18 protein-coding genes are annotated in these 20,424 nt (G+C 42.4%); 10 read left to right on the top strand and 8 right to left on the bottom strand.

The window, feature by feature from the left end:
* Positions 1–22: 22 nt before the first annotated feature.
* The 4 genes from VB620_RS15015 (at position 23) to VB620_RS15000 (ending at position 3,616) form a co-directional block, all read left to right on the top strand.
* Complete coding sequence (locus VB620_RS15015) at positions 23–670, top strand: histidine phosphatase family protein (RefSeq protein ID WP_323196958.1); 648 nt, start codon at positions 23–25, stop codon at positions 668–670.
* 157 nt (positions 671–827) lie between these two features.
* A complete protein-coding gene (locus VB620_RS15010) occupies positions 828–1,853 on the top strand; it encodes a glucokinase (protein ID WP_323196957.1) in 1,026 nt (341 codons plus the stop codon).
* A 42-nt stretch (positions 1,854–1,895) separates the two neighbouring features.
* Positions 1,896–2,483 carry a hypothetical protein gene (locus VB620_RS15005; RefSeq protein WP_323196956.1) on the top strand — a complete coding sequence of 196 codons (588 nt, stop codon included), beginning with the start codon at positions 1,896–1,898 and terminating at the stop codon, positions 2,481–2,483.
* Between the two features lie 32 nt (positions 2,484–2,515).
* Positions 2,516–3,616 (top strand): TRAP transporter substrate-binding protein, encoded by a 1,101-nt coding sequence (locus VB620_RS15000; RefSeq protein ID WP_323196955.1) that lies wholly within the window; start codon positions 2,516–2,518, stop codon positions 3,614–3,616.
* A 113-nt stretch (positions 3,617–3,729) separates the two neighbouring features.
* On the opposite strand, the gene VB620_RS14995 is transcribed toward VB620_RS15000, so the two are convergent.
* Positions 3,730–5,067: a TRAP transporter large permease gene (locus VB620_RS14995; RefSeq protein ID WP_323196954.1), complete on the bottom strand. Its 1,338-nt coding sequence runs from the start codon at positions 5,065–5,067 to the stop codon at positions 3,730–3,732.
* Positions 5,051–5,605: a TRAP transporter small permease subunit gene (locus tag VB620_RS14990; RefSeq protein WP_323196953.1), complete on the bottom strand. Its 555-nt coding sequence runs from the start codon at positions 5,603–5,605 to the stop codon at positions 5,051–5,053. Before VB620_RS14990 ends, VB620_RS14995 begins: the two co-directional genes overlap by 17 nt.
* A 130-nt stretch (positions 5,606–5,735) precedes the next feature.
* On the opposite strand from VB620_RS14990, the gene VB620_RS14985 reads away from it, so the two are divergent.
* The 3 genes from VB620_RS14985 to VB620_RS14975 all read left to right on the top strand — a co-directional run bounded on the left by VB620_RS14985 (position 5,736) and on the right by VB620_RS14975 (position 8,839).
* The gene (locus tag VB620_RS14985) at positions 5,736–6,335 is read left to right on the top strand and encodes a cytochrome b/b6 domain-containing protein (protein WP_323196952.1); all 600 of its coding nucleotides are present in this window, start codon (positions 5,736–5,738) and stop codon (positions 6,333–6,335) included.
* Between the two features lie 75 nt (positions 6,336–6,410).
* A complete protein-coding gene (locus VB620_RS14980; protein ID WP_323196951.1) occupies positions 6,411–7,118 on the top strand; it encodes a molybdopterin-dependent oxidoreductase in 708 nt (235 codons plus the stop codon).
* Between the two features lie 281 nt (positions 7,119–7,399).
* On the top strand, positions 7,400–8,839 hold the full coding sequence (locus VB620_RS14975) for a bifunctional orotidine-5'-phosphate decarboxylase/orotate phosphoribosyltransferase (protein WP_323196950.1): 1,440 nt from the start codon (positions 7,400–7,402) through the stop codon (positions 8,837–8,839).
* A 29-nt stretch (positions 8,840–8,868) separates the two neighbouring features.
* Here VB620_RS14975 and VB620_RS14970 read toward each other — a convergent pair whose 3' ends face one another.
* Positions 8,869–9,927 (bottom strand): DMT family transporter, encoded by a 1,059-nt coding sequence (locus VB620_RS14970; RefSeq protein ID WP_323196949.1) that lies wholly within the window; start codon positions 9,925–9,927, stop codon positions 8,869–8,871.
* A gap of 197 nt (positions 9,928–10,124) precedes the next feature.
* Between VB620_RS14970 and VB620_RS14965 the strand changes: the two genes are divergently transcribed.
* Together VB620_RS14965 and VB620_RS14960 are read left to right on the top strand one after the other, a co-directional pair.
* Positions 10,125–11,477, top strand: coding sequence for a histidine phosphatase family protein (locus tag VB620_RS14965; RefSeq protein ID WP_323196948.1), 1,353 nt, complete (start codon positions 10,125–10,127; stop codon positions 11,475–11,477).
* Positions 11,478–11,861: 384 nt separating this feature from the next.
* On the top strand, positions 11,862–13,118 hold the full coding sequence (locus VB620_RS14960; protein ID WP_323196947.1) for a dihydroorotase: 1,257 nt from the start codon (positions 11,862–11,864) through the stop codon (positions 13,116–13,118).
* A gap of 96 nt (positions 13,119–13,214) precedes the next feature.
* Here the strand turns inward: VB620_RS14960 and era are convergent, their stop codons facing one another.
* The gene (gene era / locus VB620_RS14955) at positions 13,215–14,189 is read right to left on the bottom strand and encodes a GTPase Era (RefSeq protein ID WP_323196946.1); all 975 of its coding nucleotides are present in this window, start codon (positions 14,187–14,189) and stop codon (positions 13,215–13,217) included.
* A 623-nt stretch (positions 14,190–14,812) separates the two neighbouring features.
* Between era and VB620_RS14950 the strand changes: the two genes are divergently transcribed.
* The gene (locus tag VB620_RS14950) at positions 14,813–16,213 is read left to right on the top strand and encodes a carotenoid oxygenase family protein (protein WP_323196945.1); all 1,401 of its coding nucleotides are present in this window, start codon (positions 14,813–14,815) and stop codon (positions 16,211–16,213) included.
* 64 nt (positions 16,214–16,277) lie between these two features.
* On the opposite strand, the gene VB620_RS14945 is transcribed toward VB620_RS14950, so the two are convergent.
* The 4 genes from VB620_RS14945 to VB620_RS14930 form a co-directional block, all read right to left on the bottom strand.
* Positions 16,278–17,339 carry a hypothetical protein gene (locus VB620_RS14945; protein ID WP_323196944.1) on the bottom strand — a complete coding sequence of 354 codons (1,062 nt, stop codon included), beginning with the start codon at positions 17,337–17,339 and terminating at the stop codon, positions 16,278–16,280.
* 68 nt (positions 17,340–17,407) lie between these two features.
* Entirely contained in the window at positions 17,408–18,523 is a 1,116-nt protein-coding gene (locus VB620_RS14940; protein ID WP_323196975.1) for an LptF/LptG family permease, read from the bottom strand.
* 326 nt (positions 18,524–18,849) lie between these two features.
* On the bottom strand, positions 18,850–19,578 hold the full coding sequence (gene lptB / locus VB620_RS14935; RefSeq protein ID WP_323196943.1) for an LPS export ABC transporter ATP-binding protein: 729 nt from the start codon (positions 19,576–19,578) through the stop codon (positions 18,850–18,852).
* 190 nt (positions 19,579–19,768) lie between these two features.
* Complete coding sequence (locus VB620_RS14930; protein WP_407674224.1) at positions 19,769–20,215, bottom strand: LptA/OstA family protein; 447 nt, start codon at positions 20,213–20,215, stop codon at positions 19,769–19,771.
* Positions 20,216–20,424 lie beyond the last annotated feature (209 nt).

Genomic DNA, 20,424 nt, shown 5'->3' with positions numbered 1-20,424 from the left:
GGGAAATATACCGAATTATCCCATGAATCAAATAGTTTGGATTGCCAGACACGCTAACCGCCTCGATTTTGTTAACCCTGATTGGTTTCTCACCGCCGAAAAACGTTATGATCCACCCTTGTCTGATGATGGTGTGGTGCAAACCCAGCAGTTAGCGAAACGCTTGGAAACAGAGAAAATTGCTCATATTTTCACTTCTCCATTTCTGCGAACTGTCCAAACCGCCAACGCCGTGGCAGAAGTTTTAGACTTACCCATTAAACTAGAAACAGGTCTGAGTGAGTGGCTAAATCCAGACTGGATGACGGAAGCACCAGAAAGAATGTCAATTCCAGAGTTAACTGCATTATTCCCCAGAATTGATCCTAGTTACACACCCCGTTTTACTGCTGAATATCCCGAAACTTACGCAGAGGTGGAGCGACGTTCTGGAGAAACGGCGATCGCCTTAGCTAGTGAATACTATCCCCAAGATATTTTGCTGGTCGGACATGGTGCATCTGTCTTAGGGGGAGCAATCGGGCTAGTAGGAGATATTGCTAATGCAGAAGTTAAGGCTTCTTTATGTTCTTTAGTGAAAGTGGTGCGTCAAGATGATCAATGGTTGCTAGAACTAAAGGGAGATACTTCCCATTTGACAGATATAGAGGAAGTGATTCGATTTGCTTAAATAATAACTCGCTGCATCCTGGGTTGACTCTACAGAAAATAGGCTTTTCAGGCTTTTCATTGATTTTCAATGGTCTGTTTATTTACGCCGACTTGTACTAGATTTATCTGTGGGTTGAACCAAAATCCAAAATCTAAAATCTAAAATCTAAAATTGTATGACTTTGTTATTAGCAGGAGACATCGGCGGTACAAAAACTATCTTGCGGTTGGTGGAAGCATCAGACTCGCTAGAGTTAAACACGCTGAATGAGGAGACTTACAAAAGTGGAGATTTTGGGGATTTAGTGCCGTTGGTACAGCAATTTCTGGCTAAGGCGAATGTAGGTACACCAGAAAAAGCTTGTTTTGCGATCGCCGGACCCGTGGTCAATAATACAGCCAAGCTCACCAATTTAACCTGGTTTCTCGATACTGACCGTTTAAAACAAGAATTGGGCATTAATTCTATCTCCCTAATTAATGACTTTGCGGCTGTGGGTTACGGGATTTTGGGGTTAACTAAATCAGATTTGCTAACTTTGCAAGTCGGGAAACACCAACCAGAAGCACCCATTGCGGTAATTGGGGCGGGAACTGGTTTAGGACAAGGATTTTTAATTAAACAGGGTAATCATTATCAAGTGTTTCCCTCAGAAGGTGGACACGCTGATTTTGCTCCCCGCAGCGAGTTAGAATTTCAGCTATTGAAATACCTGTTAGATAAACATGATATCCAGCGTGTGTCTGTGGAAAGGGTAGTTTCGGGACAGGGAATTGTCGCCATTTATCAATTTTTGCGAGACAGAAAAATCTCCAGCGAATCCCCAGAAATCGCCCAAGTAGTCAGAACCTGGGAACAGGAAGCCGGACAGCCGGAAAAAAGCGTTGATCCTGGGGCTACTATTGGAGCCGCCGCACTGGATGGAAGCGATCGCCTTTCTGTTCAAACCTTAAAATTATTTGTAGACATTTACGGCGCAGAAGCCGGCAACCTCGCCCTGAAACTCTTACCCTCTGGTGGTTTATATATTGCCGGTGGGATTGCACCCAAAATTCAAACCCTGCTACAAAACGGCAGTTTTCTCCTCAACTTCAGCCAAAAAGGTAGAATGCGTCCACTTCTCGAAGATATCCCCGTGTATATAATTCTCAACCAACAAGTGGGGCTAATTGGTGCAGCTTTAAGTGCGGCTAGGCTATAACCAATAGCATCGGTAATAACAGCATCCGTAATCGCTAAAATTATGACTTTTAAATATTTATTCCCACTCCTCACCGCCACTCTCATCTCTAGCGGTTCTCCCCTTCTAGCAGCCGAAAAACCCCAAACTCCACCAGAAACTCCAGTAGTACAACCAAAATGGCAGGTATACACCGCACCAGACGGAGGCTTTACCGTCTTAATGCCAGGACAGCCAGAAAAAGATACCCAAATCCAAAAAACCTACATGGGGGAGATTAACTTAGAAATGTTTGTTGCTGAACCCCCAAAGCAGCAAGTAGCATATTTGGTTGTTTACAATGATTTTCCTTACAGTTACGGTGAAATCACAGACCCCGAAGTAATACTGAATAACGCCAGGGATATGGCCTTAAAAACTACCAGAAGTAATTTAATTAGGCAGGGTCAAGTACGTACTTATAGCGGCATTCCCGGCAAAGAAATTGAATATGTGAATACTGGCGGCAAAATTACCAGAAATAGAATGTATGTTCTCAATGGTCGTTTGTATCAAGTCATGGCCATCACCAGTAAAAAACAACAGCGCACCTTAGCTAAAACCATTACCGGCTATTTAAATTCCTTCAATTTAGTTGTGAAAAGTAATTAGCCACTCCCCACTCCCCACTCCCTATACCAAGCATGAAACGTAGAAAAATTATTAACACAGGTGCGATCGCCACTGCAACAGCCATCACATTAAGTTCCTGTGCGCGTACCCAAACCGCCGCTAACATCCAAACTGGACTACCGAATCTGCGGTGGCGAATGGTAACTAGCTGGCCGAAATCTCTAGGGATTTTTAGCGGTGCAGAGATACTTGCTAAACGAGTCAGCGAAATGACCAACGGACGTTTCACCATTACACCCTTAGCCGCAGGGGAACTAGTTCCGGGGTTGCAAGTCATGGACACAGTGCAAGCAGGAACAGTGGAATGCGGACATACAGCCAATTATTATTACATCGGTAAAAACTTAGCCTTAGCCTTCGGCACCTCCGTACCCTTCGGCTTAAACGCCCAACAGCAAAACTCTTGGCTATATCATGGTGGCGGACTAGAAACCATGCAAAAAATTTATAGCGACTTCAATATAATTAACTTTCCAGCCGGTAACACTGGCGCACAGATGGGAGGATGGTTTAAAAGAGAAATTAACACCGTTGCCGACCTCCAAGGTTTAAAAATGCGGATTCCCGGATTAGGGGGACAAGTCATCTCTCGCATGGGTGTGAACGCGCAAGTATTACCAGGAGGCGAAATTTTTCTAGCACTAGATAGAGGCGCAATCGATGCCGCAGAATGGGTAGGCCCCTACGATGATGAGAAACTAGGGTTACACAAAGCCGCCCAGTTTTACTATTATCCCGGTTGGTGGGAACCAGGGCCAACCTTAGATGTACTAGTTAATCGTAGTGCTTGGGACAAATTACCTCCAGAATACCAAGCCATATTCAAAACAGCAGCTTATGAAGCCAACATGAATATGCTAGCTGAATATGATGCCTTGAATGGTCAAGCCCTAGCAAGATTAACCGCCGGCGGTACTAAATTAGTTGCCTTCAGCCCAGAAATCATGCAAGCATCTCAAAAAGCCTCCGTTGACTTCTTAGAAGAAAATGCTACTAAAGACGCAAATTTCAAACAAGTTTACGAACAGTGGAAAGGCTTCCGTAAACAAGTTTTCGACTGGAACCGTGTCAATGAATTAAGCTACGCCAATTTCGCCATCTCTAATAGTTAGGTGTGGGGAGTGGGGAGTGTGGGAAGTGTGGGAGGTGTGGGAAAAATGTTCTCCCCTTTCTTCTCTTTCTCCCCTCCTCGCTTGCGGGGAGGGGTTGGGGGTGGGGTAATCTTTCACCTTCCCAAATTCGGTAAAAAACTCACAATACCGGGGAAAGCGATAATTAATAGCAAAACTAAAATTTGCAGCAAAACAAACGGGATAACGCCCCGATAAATGTCAGATGTCGTGACTTCTGGAGGTGCGACACCACGGAGGTAAAACAACGCAAAACCAAAGGGCGGTGTGAGGAAGGATGTTTGCAGATTTGCTCCCAAAATCACACCATACCAAACCAAATCAATGCCTAATTCTTCGGCTACTGGCACAAATAAGGGGATGACAATAAAAGCAATCTCGAAAAAGTCGATAAAAAAGCCAAGAATAAACACCGTCACCATGCTGACCATTAAAAAGCCGATTTTACCGCCGGGAAGATTCGCCAGGACATCGAACATAAATTGATCGCCATTTAAACCCCGGAATACTAAACTAAAGGCAGTGGAACCCAAGAGAATAAACAGCACCATGCTGGTGATTTTTAAAGTTGTATCACAAACCCGACGCAGAGATTCTAAGGTAAGTTGACGATTTGCAGCCGCTAATGCGATCGCACCAGCACAACCCACAGCACCCGCCTCAGTCGGTGTCGCAAAGCCAAAAAAGATACTTCCCAAAACCAATAAAATCAAAATCAACGGCGGTAACATCACCTGAATAATCCGTTTTCCCAAAGCCTTCCCACCAATATCCCGCACCTCAGCAGGCAAAGCTGGCGCTAAATCCGGCTTTAAAAATGCCACAATCAGCACATGAATAGCAAACGCCCCCGACATCATCAAACCCGGAATCAGGGAACCCAAAAATAAATCCCCAACAGAAATCCCCAACTGATCACCCAGTACCACCAAAACCACACTCGGCGGGATAATTTGCCCCAAAGTCCCCGATGCTGCAATCACACCAGTAGCTAATTGCTTGTTATATCCATAGCGCAGCATAATCGGCAGAGAAATTAAACCCATAGCCACCACCGTAGCCGCTACCACCCCAGTAGTTGCAGCCAACAGCGCCCCCACCAACACCACAGCTAAAGCCAATCCGCCACGCAACCGCCCCAAAACAATCCCCATTGTTTCCAACAAATTCTCAGCTATCCCAGATTTCTCCAGCATAGACCCCATAAAAATAAAATAGGGGATAGCCAACAGAGTATAATTTGACATAATGCCGAAAATGCGCTGAGGCATAGCAGTGAGAAACACCGGGTCAAATACATCCAATGAAATCCCGATTATTCCAAATAAAATTGCCACCCCACCCAGAGAAAAAGCTACAGGATATCCCAGAGATAGCAGCACTAACGCCCCCGCAAACATCACTAGCCCCAGCCATTCATAATCCAGTGTCATGATTTGCCTCCTGGGGTTCGAGTCTGCCTTGAATAATTGCCAAATTTTTGATGACCTGAGAAATTCCTTGGAAAATTAACAACACAAAAGCCACAATAATCATGGTTTTAATCGGGTAGCGGGGTAAACCATCATGATCAGGCGATGTTTCCCAAATTTGCCACGAAGCCACGACAGTATCCCAAGAAAAAAATATCACCATCAGACAGAAGGGAATCAGAAATAATACTGTTCCTAACAAATCTGCTAGTGCTTTCCGCCGAGGCGGCCAATTACTGTAAAAAACATCCACCCTCACGTGTTCATTGTGCTTTAACGTGTAGCTTGCACCCAACAAGAAAATTAAATCAAAAATATACCACTGGGCTTCTCTATATGCGTTAGAACTTAAATCAACCCCAATTAATCCCCCCAGGTATTCCCCTAAAACATTCCATACACCAAGTATCACCATGACTAGCACCAACCAATTGGTTAATTTACCAATCCATTCAGTACAGATATCAATAATTCTGGCTATCCTTAAGAGTCTTTCCACTGCTTAAAACTTTGTTTCATTCTGTCTTAGTGGTTTATCTTATTATCTTTTGACTACAAAGGTACAAAGTCATAAAGAAGAGATGACTAAGAATTATGATTGAGTTGTCGGTTTAATTACAGTTTAATCAATGAGTCTTAATGTTCCCTCTCCCCAGCGCCGATTACATATTCAAGCCATAGGCGCGAAGATTTTCCACTCTGTAAATATCATCAGTTTATTTCTCATGCTCACCAGTGGACTACAAATTTACAATGCTAACCCCGTATTTGGTGGACGTGCGGGTTTACACATTCCCCCCATATTTACTTTGGGAGGTTGGTTAGCCGGGGGTAGACATTGGCATTTTGCAGCTATGTGGTTATTTTCATTAAATCTGCTGTGGTATGGACTTTATGTTTTAATTACCCGACGCTGGCGCAGTCGATTTGTGGGTGTAAATGACATCAAAGCATTACAAAAAACGCAAAATTCTCGGCGTTTAACTTACGCTTGGCATCGGATAATTTATACAGCAATTATCCCTATTTTACTGTTAGCATTACTCACAGGGATAGGAATGTATAAACCTGCTCAATTTCCCTGGATTGTAGAGATGTTCGGCGATTGGCAAGCATTAAGAATTGTGCATTTTGCTACAGTACCAATAGTAATTATATTTACCATTATTCACTGGATATTAGGTAAAAAAGCTGGCGGTTCCCAACTAACAGAATCCATGTTTTGGTAAATTAACTGAATTAAAATCGCTCAAAAAACCATCTATGTTTATCTGCGGTTAATTCCTCTAAAATCCTCAAAATCTATGAATTTCCATCATTTACAGCGTCGTCAATTTCTCAAAGTTTCAGGTTTATCTAGCTTAAGTTTACTTCTAAGCGGCTGTGGTACACCTCTATTTGAAGATATAGTAGGGACACTTTCTGAACCACTAAATCGCCAAGTGGGAGAATTAATATTAAACCCCCAAAAACCTGTACCAGAATTTTCTCTAAGTGAAATTCAACCGGAGAAATTAATAGTTAATACTTTCAGAGGTACACCAATTATTGACCCAGAACAATATCGTTTAATTATTGATGGTGCAGTAAACAATCCTCTCAGTCTTACTTTGGCAGAAATTCAGGCTTTACCCCAAACTTCTATGATTATTCGCCATGTTTGTGTGGAAGGTTGGGCGGCTATAGTACAGTGGGGTGGTGTATGTCTGCGGGAAATTATCGCTCTTGCGGAACCTCAAGCTAATGTCAAGTTTGCTTATTTTAAATCGGCTGATGGTTACTACGAAAGTTGGGATATAGCTTCTGCTTTACATCCTCAAACTTTGTTAGCTTATGAGAAAAATGGCGAAATTTTACCTGTTGATAATGGTGCGCCTTTACGTTTAGCTTCTCCTATTAAACTCGGTTATAAGCAGAGTAAATGGGTAACGCAAATCTCCCTTGTGAGTGGTTTATCTCTGTTTAAGGGTTACTGGGAAGATCAGGGTTATGACTGGTTTGCTGGACTTTAGAGAGTTTTAACAGTTAACGGTTAACAGTTATCAGTTATCAGTATTGTAGGGTGCGTTAGGATGAAATCCGTAACGCACCATTATTAAGGGTTTGGTGCGTTACGCTACCGCTAACACACCCTACTGGATTGACAAGCTTAAAACAGTGCATTATGAAAAAGCCGAAAACATTGATTTATCTCAATTTTCTGAAAAATCTATTGCAACATTTTAGCCTTGTCAGTCCACTACGTGTTTGTTAAATAATCAAATAGTAGTCCTATATTTAGGTGATTATAAAGATGAATTTTCTGGAGAAGTTAGAGGCTAGTATATCGCAAAATCAAAGTTTACTTTTTGTAGGTCTTGACCCGAATCCTGAGATGATGTCTGCTGATTATAAATCTCAGGATATGATTTCTGACTTGCAGAAGTGGTTAGAATTTATTATTAGGGAAACTGCGGATTTTGTCTGTGCTTATAAGCCGACTTTGGGATTTTATGAGGCTTTAGGTGTTCGTGGTTTAGAATTACTAGAAAAAGTTTTGGCGGCTATTCCCAGTCATATTCCTATTATTTTAGATGCGAAACATAGTGATTTAAATACAAGTACGGTGTTTGCACGTACAGTTTTTACAGAATGGAATGTAGATGCAATTACTCTGAGTCCTTATACAGGTCAAGACCATGTAGCACCGTTTTTAGTTTACCCTGATAAGGCGGTATTTATTTTATGTTGTACTTCTAATTTAGGTGCTGCATCTTTACAACAATATCCCAGTAATGATTCACCGCTTTATTTACAGGTGGTGAAGGAGTCGAAAAATTGGGGGACTCCAGAACAGTTGGCGTTGGAAGTAGGGACGACAAATCCGGAAGTGATGGCGCTAATTCGCTCAGTTGCGCCGGAAAGAATGATTATGGCGCGGAGTATTTGGGCTGAGGGTAGTAATTTCAATCAAATTTTAGAGGCTGGGTTGAATGCTGAGAATGATGGGTTATTGATTCCGGTTCCTCAAGATATGTTGAGTCAACCGAATTTAAGGGAAAGTATTCAGGCTTTATCTGCTGAAATTAATCTGGCAAAAACTAAAATTGTCCGTGATGCTTCTAGTTGTACTGTATTGTTACCTGATGTTTCTGTTGTGAATCAGCACTCGCAGCAAGATTTGATTTTGCAACTTTATGATATTGGTTGCATTATGTTTGGTAATTTTGTGCAAGCGTCAGGGGCTACTTTTCCTTATTATATTGATTTACGGGAAATTATTTCTAATCCCCAAGTTTTTCATCAAGTTCTGATTGCTTATGAGGAGATTTTAAATTCTCTAAGTTTTGATAGGTTGGCGGGTATTCCTTACGGTTCTTTACCTACTGCGACTGGTTTATCTTTGCGTCTCCATTGTCCGATGATTTATCCCCGGAAGGAGGTAAAAGCACATGGAACTCGTAGGTTAATTGAGGGTAATTTTCAGGTTGGTGAAACTGTGGTGGTGGTTGATGATATTTTAATCACTGGTAAAAGTGTGATGGAGGGTGCGGAAAAGTTGCAATCAGCAGGTTTGAATGTTCGGGATATTGTGGTGTTGATTGATCATGAACAAGGTGTGAAAGCACGATTACTTAATAATGGTTATCAAGCCCATGCGGTGTTCACTTTGGGAGAAATTACGGAAACTCTTTATCGGGCTGGGAGAATTAATCAGGAGCAGTTTTTAGCTTTTCATGAAAGTGAAGGTTAGCTGAAATAAATATGATTAACTACCTGTTGTTAAATGCCTTTAAATCCAATTTCACTTTCTATTTCTTGTTGTGCTGGTGCAGATTTTATGCTGTCGGGTGTATGTCTGCGATTATGTTTTTGCCAAATACCAAATTGGCTGAGAGATACCCCAACTAAAATGACGCTACCGCCTATGTATTGGGCTAGGGTAGGGGTTTCGCCGAGGATGAAATAAGCTGCTAAAATTCCGGTGACCGGGGTAAAGGAGGCGACTAAGGAAGCCACAGAGACAGAGGACTTTCGCAAACCCTGCACCCAAAATGACTGACCTAAAACTATAATGACTATGCCATATAACAACATCCACTGCCATAAAAAAGGTGAAAATATATCCATAAAATGTTCGCTACCATAAAGAATGATGGCAGTAAAAAAAAATATCATAGTTCCCAAGGCAGTGCGAAAGATGCTATATATTCCTATGGGAATCTGAGAGAGATAGTTTTTACTAATGATGGTAGATATGGCTAGGGCTACTGATGCGATCGCAGTTAAGATTTCCCCAAGTCCTAAATTAAAACCGCCAAGATTCATCATCTCTTGTCCTGGTGGCTGAAGAAAGATAGCCAGGATTACACCCATAAAGGCGGCGATCGCACCCACAACTTCCCAAATATTTACCCGTTCCCCCAACAACCAAAAGGATAAAGCTAAAATCAATGGGGGTTCCAATCTCCCCACCAAAATAATATTATTCACCTCAGTTAACTCCAAGGCTTGGAAAATTAAACTGGGAGAAATAGCACCCGCAAGAATGGCTACCACAATCAAAATTAACCAATTCTTCCGGGATATTTGCCTCAAACTTGCTTTGTTCCACTGTCGCCCATAGATCAACATCAGAACCATTAAACCGCAGAAGTTCCCCACAAATAAAACGTTACACAATGAAATCGGATTGCGACCATCTATTAAGTTTTCAGCACCGATTTCTGTCAGCTTGCGAGTAACTGCACCAGAACCGCCAAAAATCAAGATTGCTAGCCAGAGATAGGCTTGTCCGGGAATATTAGAGATGGAACGATACCATTTTTTTTGACTAGCCACAATCACACCACAGTATTGAAAACGCTGTTGATCATACTAGGCTTTACTAATTACGTCTAGGTCAGGAAATCACAGTATTATTGCATTTGTGTTATTTACCCCTGTGGGCGAGACTAATTGATGATGGCGGGTATTTATGAATTAAGCTCCTGCAATCGTTGTAGAATTATACCTTTAGATATAGGAGGGGAATGCAGATGACTCGTGTCATCATTGTGCGCCACGGAGAAAGCAGCTATAACACCGAGCGGCGAATCCAAGGACGTACCGATGTATCAAGGTTAACGGAAAAAGGTTGTGCAGATGCCAGTAAGGTAGGAAAAGCCCTCAGCAGTATTTCGTTTAGTGCTATTTATCACAGTCCTCTCCAGCGAGCGAAACAAACAGCCGAGATTATATATAGTGAGTTAAAGACTGATTCTCAGAAATCAGTGACTCCGCAAAGTTCCGATCAACTGATGGAAATTGATTTGCCTTTGTGGGCAGAAATGCTGAGTGCTGAGGTTAAAGTAAAGTTTAGCGAAGACTACCACATCTGGAAAGAACGCCCCCATGAATTGCGGATGTTGGTAAAAGATGCACAAGGAACTAGAGAACATTTTCCGGTGCTGTCTATCTATGAACAAGCGCAGTCATTTTGGCAAGAAATTTTGTCACGTCATCAAGGGGAAACTATCCTGATAGTGGCGCATAATGGCATTAATCGCGCCCTGATTAGTACAGCTTTGGGGATTCCTCCTAGCCGCTACCATTCTCTACAGCAATCTAACTGTTGTATCAGTGTCCTCAATTTTGCTGGTGGTTTAGGAGAACCAGTGCAATTAGAATCAATGAATCAAACCCAACACTTGGGTGAGGTTTTTCCCTCTTTGCGACCAGATCATCAAGGTGTACGGTTGTTGCTGGTGCGTCATGGAGAAACTGAATGGAATCGCCAAACCAGATTTCAAGGTCAAATTGATATTCCCCTCAATGACAATGGTAAAAAACAAGGACAAACAGCTGGGGAATTTCTCCAAGATGTGACTATTGACTTTGCTGTTAGTAGTTCAATGATGCGCCCGAAAGAAACAGCAGAATTAATATTGGCTCACCATCCTAATGTAAATTTAGAATTACAAGATGGTTTGAGAGAAATCAGTCATGGACTGTGGGAAGGAAAGTTAGAAAAAGAGATCGAGGAAGAGTTTCCTGGAGAGTTGGAGCGCTGGAGACTTGTACCAGCAGAGGTGCAAATGCCAGAAGGTGAAAATTTGCAGGATGTTTGTGAGCGTAGTGTGGCATCTTGGCAATCAATTGTAGAAGCTGCATTGGCTAAAAAACTCCAAACTGGTTTAATCGTGGCTCACGATGCGACTAATAAGACTTTGTTGTGTCATGTTCTGGGTTTATCAACGGAAAACTTCTGGAATTTCCGCCAGGGTAATGGTGCTGTGAGTGTTATTGATTACCCATCCGGATTAAATGGTTTACCTGTGTTACAAGCGATGAATATTACTAGTCATTTGAGTGGAGGGGTGTTAGATAAAACTGCGGCTGGAGCCTTGTAATCAAATTCTGGCGAAGGAAAATAAAACCACAGAGACATAGAAAAAATACTGTTATGTTCATCTGTGGTTATAAATAATTTTTGTTGTATCGGTTCTTGGGTAATACCAACAGGACTTACGCAAAATATCTCTCAAACCCTTATTTCTCTGTGTACTCTGTGTCTCTGTGGTTCGTTATTCCGTCACTTGTGCGTAAGTCCTCACCAATTTAAAAATAAAGATGTATCAAAATAACCCCACCCTAACCCTCCTCCGAAGTTCACCCGGAGGGAAACCCTCCTTGTGACTTCTCCCCGGAAGCAGGGAGGGAACTGGAGAGGTCGAAATAATATGCAGTTGGGATAAGTCTGAAAATAAATTGTCTAAATAATAATCTGAAATTATATGGCGGAATTGCTACGACAGGTAAGGATAATTGATCCAGGTTTGGAAATTGACGAAATTGCTGATGTTCTGATTGCTGATGGTGAAGTTAAAGCTGTCGCTAGCCAGATTTCTGATTTGAGTTCGGATGCTGAAATTAAAGATTGTCGGGGCTTGGTTCTCGGTACTGGTTTAGTGGATTTGTATAGTCATTCCGGCGAACCTGGATTCGAGGAACGGGAAACTCTGTCATCTTTATTACAGGCTGCTGCGGCTGGGGGCTTTACGCGCATCGGTATTTTACCTGATACGTCTCCCGCTATTGATCATCCTGCTATGGTGTCACAGTTGCATCAAAGGGTTGGGGAAATGGTAAATATGCCCCATGTTGATATTTGGGGGGCGCTGAGTCTGGATTTGGCGGGGAAGCAATTGACGGAATTAACAGATTTAGCTGCTGCGGGTGTGGTGGGTTTTACGGATGGTAAGGCTGGGGAGAATTTGGGGTTTGTCCGCCGGGTTTTGGAATATCTGCGACCTGTGGGTAAACCGGTGGCTTTTTCTCCTGGCGATCGCCTATTATCTGCGAATGGAGTTGTCCGTGAAGGTACGGAAGCTCTACGTTTGGGTTTACCACCAATCCCTGCTAGTGCGGAAACAACGGCGATCGCATCTTTGATCGAATTAGTCGCAGCTACAGGTACACCAGTACATATCATGCGGGTTTCTACCGCTCGCAGTGTGGAACTCATCGCCTCGGCTAAGGCTGCGGGTTTACCGATCACCGCCAGCACCACTTGGATGCATTTGTTACTTGACACTAAAGCTATTAAGAGTTATAATACAAGTCTCCGTTTAGACCCACCTTTAGGTAATTCCAGCGATGTGGAGGCTTTAGCTGAGGGTGTGAAAGCAGGTGTCATTGATGCGATCGCCATTGATCATGCAGGTTACACTTATGAGGAGAAAGTCCAAGCCTTTGCAGAATCGCCCCCAGGCGCAATTGGTTTGGAATTAGCATTACCTTTGTTATGGCAGAATTTGGTAGAAACTGGCAAATTTACCGCATTACAACTATGGCGAGCTTTAAGCACCCAACCAGCCAGATGTTTGCAACAGGTTCCCAGTACAATTACTCCTGATCACAAAGCAGAACTTACCTTATTTGACCCCCAGGATATCTGGAAAGTGGAAAAGAAAAATCTTTGTACACTGTCTCAGAATACACCCTGGCTCGGACAAGAAATCAAGGGGCGGGTTGTGCAGATTTGGGTATAAGTTCAGTTATCAGTTATCAGTTATCAGTTATCAGTTATCAGTTATCAGTTAGTTGTTTTTTCATTTGACAAATGACTAATGACTAATGACTAATGACTATTCTTCCACACGGTAGCCCAACTCTGCTAAACTCATCCGGGATTGTCGCCATTTTGGTTGCACTTTGACGAACAGTTCTAGATAAACTTTACCATCAAGGAGTTTTTGAATTTGTTCGCGGGCTGCGCTACCAATGGCTTTGAGCATAGAGCCACCTTTCCCAATCAAAATCCCTTTTTGAGAATCTCTTTCAACGTGTATAGTTGCCAGGATACGGGTAATAGTGGGAGCTTCTTCGACTAAATCAATGGCGATCGCCACTGAATGGGGAACTTCTTCCCGTGTTAACAGTAAAATCTGTTCCCGAATTAACTCACCCATGATAAACCGTTCCGGTTGGTCGGTTACTAAGTCCGGGGGATAATAAAACGGCCCGGTTTCTAAACCTGCAATTAATAACTGTTGTAATTCTGGTAAACCGGCGCTAGTTTGGGCGGAAAACTTGACTGTCGGCCATTGTTGCTCTTTAGCTAAAGACTGGTAACTTTGATCAATGAGGTCAAAATTCGACGGTTGTTGGTCAATTTTATTTAAACCCAAAATCACAGGGGTTTCAGTCCTAATTAGCAAATCTACAATAAAGCGATCGCCAGCGCCACAAGGTACGGAACCATCGACCACAAACAAGACTACATCTACCGCATCAATCGCATTTCTGGCATTTTTTACCAGCACTTTTCCCAACTCATGATGGGGTTTATGGATTCCTGGTGTATCGACAAAAATTAACTGTGCTTCTGGGGTAGTTAAAATCCCCCGTAAACGATTGCGTGTAGTTTGGGCTATGGGAGATGTAATTGCAATTTTTTGTCCTATTAATTGATTCATCAAAGTAGATTTACCGACATTGGGACGACCAATAATGCCGATAAACCCTGATTTAAATTCAGGAGGAGCCTGGGGGATAGATACTTCTCCTGAAAAAGAGAAGTTGTGATTATCAGTACTAGTCACCTTTAGCTCCACCGTCATATATTACAAGTTAGATGAATTGATTCTGGTTTCAGATCCGCAACAAACATAATTTAGCTCTGGGATTTTCAGGGATTACCCTGACCTCAGTTTAATCTATTAATGACCGAAAATAATGGGATACAAGCCCCGTCACTTCGACAAGCTCAGTGCATCGCGTTCTAGGACGGCTTTATGTTAAAATTTGGGCATAGTCGCCATAGGGCATTGGGAGACTTTAAACGGACATGGAGGGATGATAAGACCACTTGTGGCGTGTTCCAGCGAAGTGTCAAGGAATCCTCGCTTCTTTAGGACGAGGAGGTATGTCAACTAGCGATAAAAGTCTGAAAGTATCATCAGATTTGTCTTTAGATTCTGGGCGGTTGCGATAAATACATCTACTAGTAGTATGAAGCACCCTTAGAGGGTGTTTGAAAAGTATCAGATGAAACCAATAATCTCCAAAAACCTAACCCCCCTTCCCCCCTTCCCTACCTACCAGGGAATGGGGGTTTCAAAGCCTCTCTCCGTGTCGGGGAGAGGTTTGGAGAGGGGTTCATTTATACATTAAAAACTTTTCAAACATCCCCTTAAGGCGATCGCTAATATTATAAAAAAGACTTGTTCACTCGCTCAACACCATGACAACCACACAAATTAATCCCTATCTCGATCACAACTTTGCACCAGTGCGGTCAGAGATCACCACCGATACCCTCAAAGTCATCGGGGAATTACCCGCCAATCTCTCAGGGATGTTTGTCCGCAATGGCCCCAACCCCCAATGGTCTCCCATTGGTAAGTATCATTGGTTTGATGGCGATGGGATGTTACATGGTCTGAGAATTAGCAATGGTCAAGCCACCTATTGTAATCGCTACATACGAACCAAAGGATGGGAGATAGAAAACAAAGCCGGAAAAGCCGTATGGTCGGGAATATTTGAACCACCCCAGCCAGATAATCCTCATGGTGGATACAAAAATACTGCTAATACAGCCCTAGTTTGGCACGCTGGACAAATGTTAGCGTTAAATGAAGGCGGTGCGCCCCACGCTATCCAGTTACCAGATTTACAGACAATTGGTGAATATACTTATAATAATCAATTAGTTTCTGCCTTTACAGCCCATCCCAAGGTAGATCCGAATACAGGTGAAATGATGTTCTTTGGTTACTCATTCGCCCCACCTTACTTACAATACAGCGTAGTTTCGGCAACAGGTGAAATACTGCGAACAGTGCCAATTGACCTGCCCATCGGGGTGATGATGCACGATTTCGCCATCACCGAAAACTATACAATCTTTATGGATTTACCCTTAACATTCAACCCTGAAAGAATGCAACGGGGAGAACCTGCGATGATGTTTGAAGGCGATCGCCCCAGTCGCTTTGGGATTGTCCCCCGTCATGGTGATAACAGTAATATCCGATGGTTTGAAAGTCCCGCTTGTTACGTCTTCCATACCTTCAACGCCTACGAAGATGGAGACGAAATTGTACTGATCGCCTGTCGCATGAGTTCCACCACAGTCTTAAAAGCAGATAATTCCGCAACTGATACAGAAGCAGATATTCCCCGTTTACATCGCTGGCGATTTAACCTCACCACGGGGAAACTGCGCGAAGAAATGCTAGACGATGTACCTGCGGAATTTCCCCGCATTAACGAAACCCTCTGCGGACAACCTACAAAATACGGCTATGCTGGCAAAATGGCTCCGGGTTCCCTCCCACTATTTGACGGTGTAATTAAATACGACCTGAAAAATGGCAAATCTCAAACCCATGAATTTGGTAAGGGACGTTATGGCGGTGAAGCAGTATTTGCACCCAGCATTGGCGCTACAAGTGAAGATGATGGCTGGTTAATCACCTTTGTTTACGATCAAAATACAGAAACTTCGGAACTGGTGGTAGTCAACGCCCAAGATGTCACCGCAGAACCTGTGGCGCGGGTAATTATTCCCCAAAGAGTACCCTATGGTTTTCACGGTACTTGGATTTCAGAAGCACAGTTAAGCAGTAGCACAATCTGAATCAGGGGTGGGAGGATAGCATAATTAATCCTGAGTTTCTATTCTCCCCCCATCTCTAAAAATCTTAATCTCCAGAATTTCTGATTTGTTCCAGTATCTCTAAGTCTTGTTTAGAGAGTTCGCCTATATCTGAGGAATTGACCTGCATTTGTTCCGCAGGCGATCGCCAAATTAAATTACCATTACGATCAGCCACCACTGGCGAAATCTGGTTAACTGAACTGGGAGGCTGGATAGCAGAAGAGGGTCTATTAGTTTGAACACCAGACATTGTGGATTCTGCGGCGCTAGGTAATTCCGGGATACTATCGAAATTATTCCCAGAGTTCGGCGGTAAATTAGTTGGTATAGGTGCTGTAGGTTGAACACCATTGACAGGATTTAACCCCGGATTAGTTAAACTAGGGGCTATCTGTGTAACTCCACCAACCGGAGTGGGTGCTAAAGGATTAATTTGATTTCCACTCCCCACACTAGGGACACTCAAATTACTTAATTCACTCAGTGGTATGAGTGATAAACCCTTTGGTTCAGAACTTTCACTTTTTGCAGTTTCATTAACACCATCACCGGACTGAGAAGATTTTGCATCTGTTGATGGAGATGTGGTTGGTAAAGGTTTAATTCCTAAAGGTTGATCATTAACATTAAAGGTTCCCGACTGCAATAACTGTTCCGCTTCTGTCACAAAGGGATTCTTTCCCATAGGCGGTGCTATATCATTCACTGTCGCTATTTCGGGCTTTGATTCTGCATTAGAAGACCCTTGTTTGTTGATTTCCCCCAATACATTATCACTATTATTTGGCTGAGGTGGTAACGGTGGAAGAGGAGCTATGACAGGTAGATTTCCCGGTTCCGCATCATTCAACAAAGCTGGTAAATTATCCAAATCGGCGGCGATCGCTCTATCTTCTGCTGAAAGATTAGAACCATCGGACTGGAGAGCCGGAATCTCTTGATTTTCCTTATAAGTGGACATATTCGGGTTAGACCAATATTCCCGAATTACCAGCCCTATCGCTGATAAAAAAATTGCTGTTCCCCAAATACTAGGTTTAGCTAAAACCAATAATTTAGCTTTGAAATAACGTAAATAAGCGGATTTATTATGATTCTCTGACATAATTACACATCATAAACAACTGAAACTTACCAATATTTATCTATCTTATTTTAGCTCCCTCACCTAAATCATCGTTGAGCCACCCGCATCAATAGAAATAAGCCTATCCCTAAAAACAAGAAATTAGGCAACCAAGCTCCCATAAACGGAGAAAAAACACCAGCCTGTCCCATTGCGCCACTAATAAAGAAAATTAAATAATAGGTAAAGATGACAATAACACTTACACCAAAACTTGTACCTCGTCCGCTACGTTGGGGTCGAGTTCCCATAGATGCGCCCACTAAACCAAAAACCACACAAACAAATGGTAAAGAAAATTTTTGTTGGATACGCACTTCCAATTTGCGAATTTTTTGCCTGTCTCCACCGATACGTTCTATTTCTAACTGTTCTAAAGACTCACTAATATTCATTTCCCCATAATCTCGGCTTCTCTCAGCTAAGTTTAAAGGTGTCCGAGGTAGTTGTAGTTGTTGGTGTTCAAACCGTAAAATATTGCGATAGGAACTATCAGGAGCCACTAAATAAACCGTACCGTTATAAAAATCCCAAACATTGTCACCCACATTCCACTCGGCAGATTCAGATACCACAATTTGATTTAAACCTGCCGTTGTGCGGTCTATAATTGTTAAACCCTTCATTTTTTTTCCATCAAACTGGTCAGCGTAAAATAAACGTGCCAGTATCCTCTGTCTGCTACCATCAGCCTGTTGAACATCTCGATATTCAGGATAAAAAATGTTTGACTGCTGAAAAGTCGGTTTATCTGATTTCAGGGCTTTTTCCAAAGTAACAGTTGCTCGGTAATTGGCTGCGGGTGCTATTTGCTCATTAAACACAAATGTCATTCCCGTGACTAGCAAACTCAACATCACCGCCGTCAACACCATGCGATAAACACTTACCCCACAGCCACGCATAGCAATAAGTTCGCTCTCGCTAGAAAGACGACTATAAGTCATCAAAGTAGCCAGGAGGGTGGACATGGGAAAAGCTAAAACAATAAAATTGGGAAACTTTAATAAAAAAACCTGAATTGCAATACTAATTGGTAATCCCGATTCTACAATTCGCCTGACTAACTCAAATACAGCGTCAATAGTCACACCCAGGGATGAAAACGCTCCGACACCAAATAAAAATGGTGCTACCAATTCTTTGGTAAGGTAGCGATCCATGAGGGTGAAAGGTAAGAGGGAATTGAAACTGTATAAAGAATTAAATTTTTTGGCTATCATGACGAACTATCAAACTTAAGCAGGGTTATAAAAATAAACTGTTATGGTGAAAAGTAGGTCTAAAATCCCTAATATGAAGCTTTAATTATCTGTTTATATCCTAACAAATTTAACAGCAACGGTTAAATTTTTAATTAATAACAGGACTGGAAAATTAGCGTAAAACAAACCGCAAATTCGGCAAAGTATGCAGAAATTATGGAATAACTAACCACAGAGACGCAGAGGACACAGAGGAATCAGGATTTGCGTAAGTTTTAATTAATTTAGGCTTGAAAGTTATCACCCAAATAATACTGCCGCACTAAGGGATTATGATAAAGTTCTTCAGGATTACCGAAAGCGAGAATTTGTCCCTCGCGCATAATATAGGCGCGGTCTGTAATGGCTAAGGTTTCTCTAACATTATGGTCTGTAATTAATATACCCATACCGCGATCGCTCAATTGGGCGACAATGTGCTGAATCTCAGAAACAGCAATGGGATCAACTCCCGCAAATGGTTCATCCAGAAGTAAAAATTTTGGCCCGTCTTTTCCCGCAGCTAATGCTCGTGCTAATTCTGTGCGCCGTCTTTCTCCACCGGAAAGTTGAATACCTTTGCTATTCGCTACTTTTTCCAAACGAAACTCATGTAGTAAAGCTTGCATTCGGTTTGACCACTCCCTACGTGGGACATTAGTTTGTTCTAGGACTAAGAGAATATTCTCCTCTACTGAGAGTTGGCGAAAAACACTTGGTTCCTGAGCTAAATAACCAATACCTAATTGCGCTCTTTTATGCATAGGCATTGTAGTTATTTCCATCGTATCTAGCCAAACTTTGCCTTGGTTGGGTTTTTCCAAGCCTGTAGCAATGTAGAATGTGGTCGTTTTACCCGCACCATTGGGGCCTAGTAACCCCACGATTTCACCCTGAGAAATGGAAAGGTTGACGCGATTGACTATATTTCGCTTACCGTAAGACTTGTGAATATTCTCTAAAACGATTTTCACGATTCGCGCCTATGTTCCTCATTGATTTCTCCCAGCCGCAGACTCGTGACTTTTAGTCATGAGTTAAACGATCAATCTTTACTATGTTTAGAATAGTATACGGTTGCCTATTATCGACATATCAACCCCATAGCCGCCTGTGGAGAACTTTTAATACTTGGAGTTGAGTTCTACTTATAGAAAGTTGCAGCTAATTATCAACTTCACTATCATTCACCATATAGGTAGATTCTACCTGACGGTTGGATTGCGGTAAAGCTACGAAACGCCCTTCATCAATCAGATAAGTCACTTTTTCCGCACGGATACTATTGACTCCCTCTTGTAAAATATAAACGTTGCCACTGAGATCAATGCGACGTTCCTTGCTAAAAAATTGTGCTTGAGCAGCTGTGGCTTTAATCTGGCGAGATGGATATAACATTTGCACGTTACCGCGAGCCGTTGCTACTTGGGTGTTGGCGTTATATTCTTGGACATCAGCGCTGATGGTGAGGGGGCTATTTGTCTGAGATGTTTGTGCAGTGGCAGTTTGGACGTGAGTGGGAAATGTGAATGTACCCAAGAGGGCAGCTGGTAACATCAAGGCGAATCCTAGACGACGGATTTGTGATACTGGTATTTGATAGTAAGACATGATACTTTTAAAAATTTAGGATATCAGCTTATATACTAACTATGCGATCGCAATTTTTTGGCTTGAGATAACTGCTAGTTAAAATATTGACGCTATGTTGAACCTCAAGGTTTCGCCCATATCAACATTTATTTATGGTAACCGCCAAAGTGGTTACAAAAAAAACGATCACAAAACCCTTGTTATTAACGAGTTTTAAGGCTGCTCCC

Source organism: Nodularia harveyana UHCC-0300 (genome assembly GCF_034931085.1).
Taxonomy (GTDB): domain Bacteria; phylum Cyanobacteriota; class Cyanobacteriia; order Cyanobacteriales; family Nostocaceae; genus Nodularia; species Nodularia harveyana.
This window is presented reverse-complemented; position numbering and strand designations above follow the sequence as displayed.

Coding starts and splice junctions, on each gene's coding strand:
- VB620_RS15015 (WP_323196958.1), top strand. CDS start 23: ATGAATCAAATAGTTTGGATTGCCAGACACGCTAACCGCCTCGATTTT.
- VB620_RS15010 (WP_323196957.1), top strand. CDS start 828: ATGACTTTGTTATTAGCAGGAGACATCGGCGGTACAAAAACTATCTTG.
- VB620_RS15005 (WP_323196956.1), top strand. CDS start 1,896: ATGACTTTTAAATATTTATTCCCACTCCTCACCGCCACTCTCATCTCT.
- VB620_RS15000 (WP_323196955.1), top strand. CDS start 2,516: ATGAAACGTAGAAAAATTATTAACACAGGTGCGATCGCCACTGCAACA.
- VB620_RS14995 (WP_323196954.1), bottom strand. CDS start 5,067: ATGACACTGGATTATGAATGGCTGGGGCTAGTGATGTTTGCGGGGGCG.
- VB620_RS14985 (WP_323196952.1), top strand. CDS start 5,736: ATGAGTCTTAATGTTCCCTCTCCCCAGCGCCGATTACATATTCAAGCC.
- VB620_RS14980 (WP_323196951.1), top strand. CDS start 6,411: ATGAATTTCCATCATTTACAGCGTCGTCAATTTCTCAAAGTTTCAGGT.
- VB620_RS14975 (WP_323196950.1), top strand. CDS start 7,400: ATGAATTTTCTGGAGAAGTTAGAGGCTAGTATATCGCAAAATCAAAGT.
- VB620_RS14965 (WP_323196948.1), top strand. CDS start 10,125: ATGACTCGTGTCATCATTGTGCGCCACGGAGAAAGCAGCTATAACACC.
- VB620_RS14960 (WP_323196947.1), top strand. CDS start 11,862: ATGGCGGAATTGCTACGACAGGTAAGGATAATTGATCCAGGTTTGGAA.
- era (WP_323196946.1), bottom strand. CDS start 14,189: ATGACGGTGGAGCTAAAGGTGACTAGTACTGATAATCACAACTTCTCT.
- VB620_RS14950 (WP_323196945.1), top strand. CDS start 14,813: ATGACAACCACACAAATTAATCCCTATCTCGATCACAACTTTGCACCA.
- VB620_RS14945 (WP_323196944.1), bottom strand. CDS start 17,339: ATGTCAGAGAATCATAATAAATCCGCTTATTTACGTTATTTCAAAGCT.
- VB620_RS14940 (WP_323196975.1), bottom strand. CDS start 18,523: ATGGATCGCTACCTTACCAAAGAATTGGTAGCACCATTTTTATTTGGT.
- VB620_RS14930 (WP_407674224.1), bottom strand. CDS start 20,215: ATGTCTTACTATCAAATACCAGTATCACAAATCCGTCGTCTAGGATTC.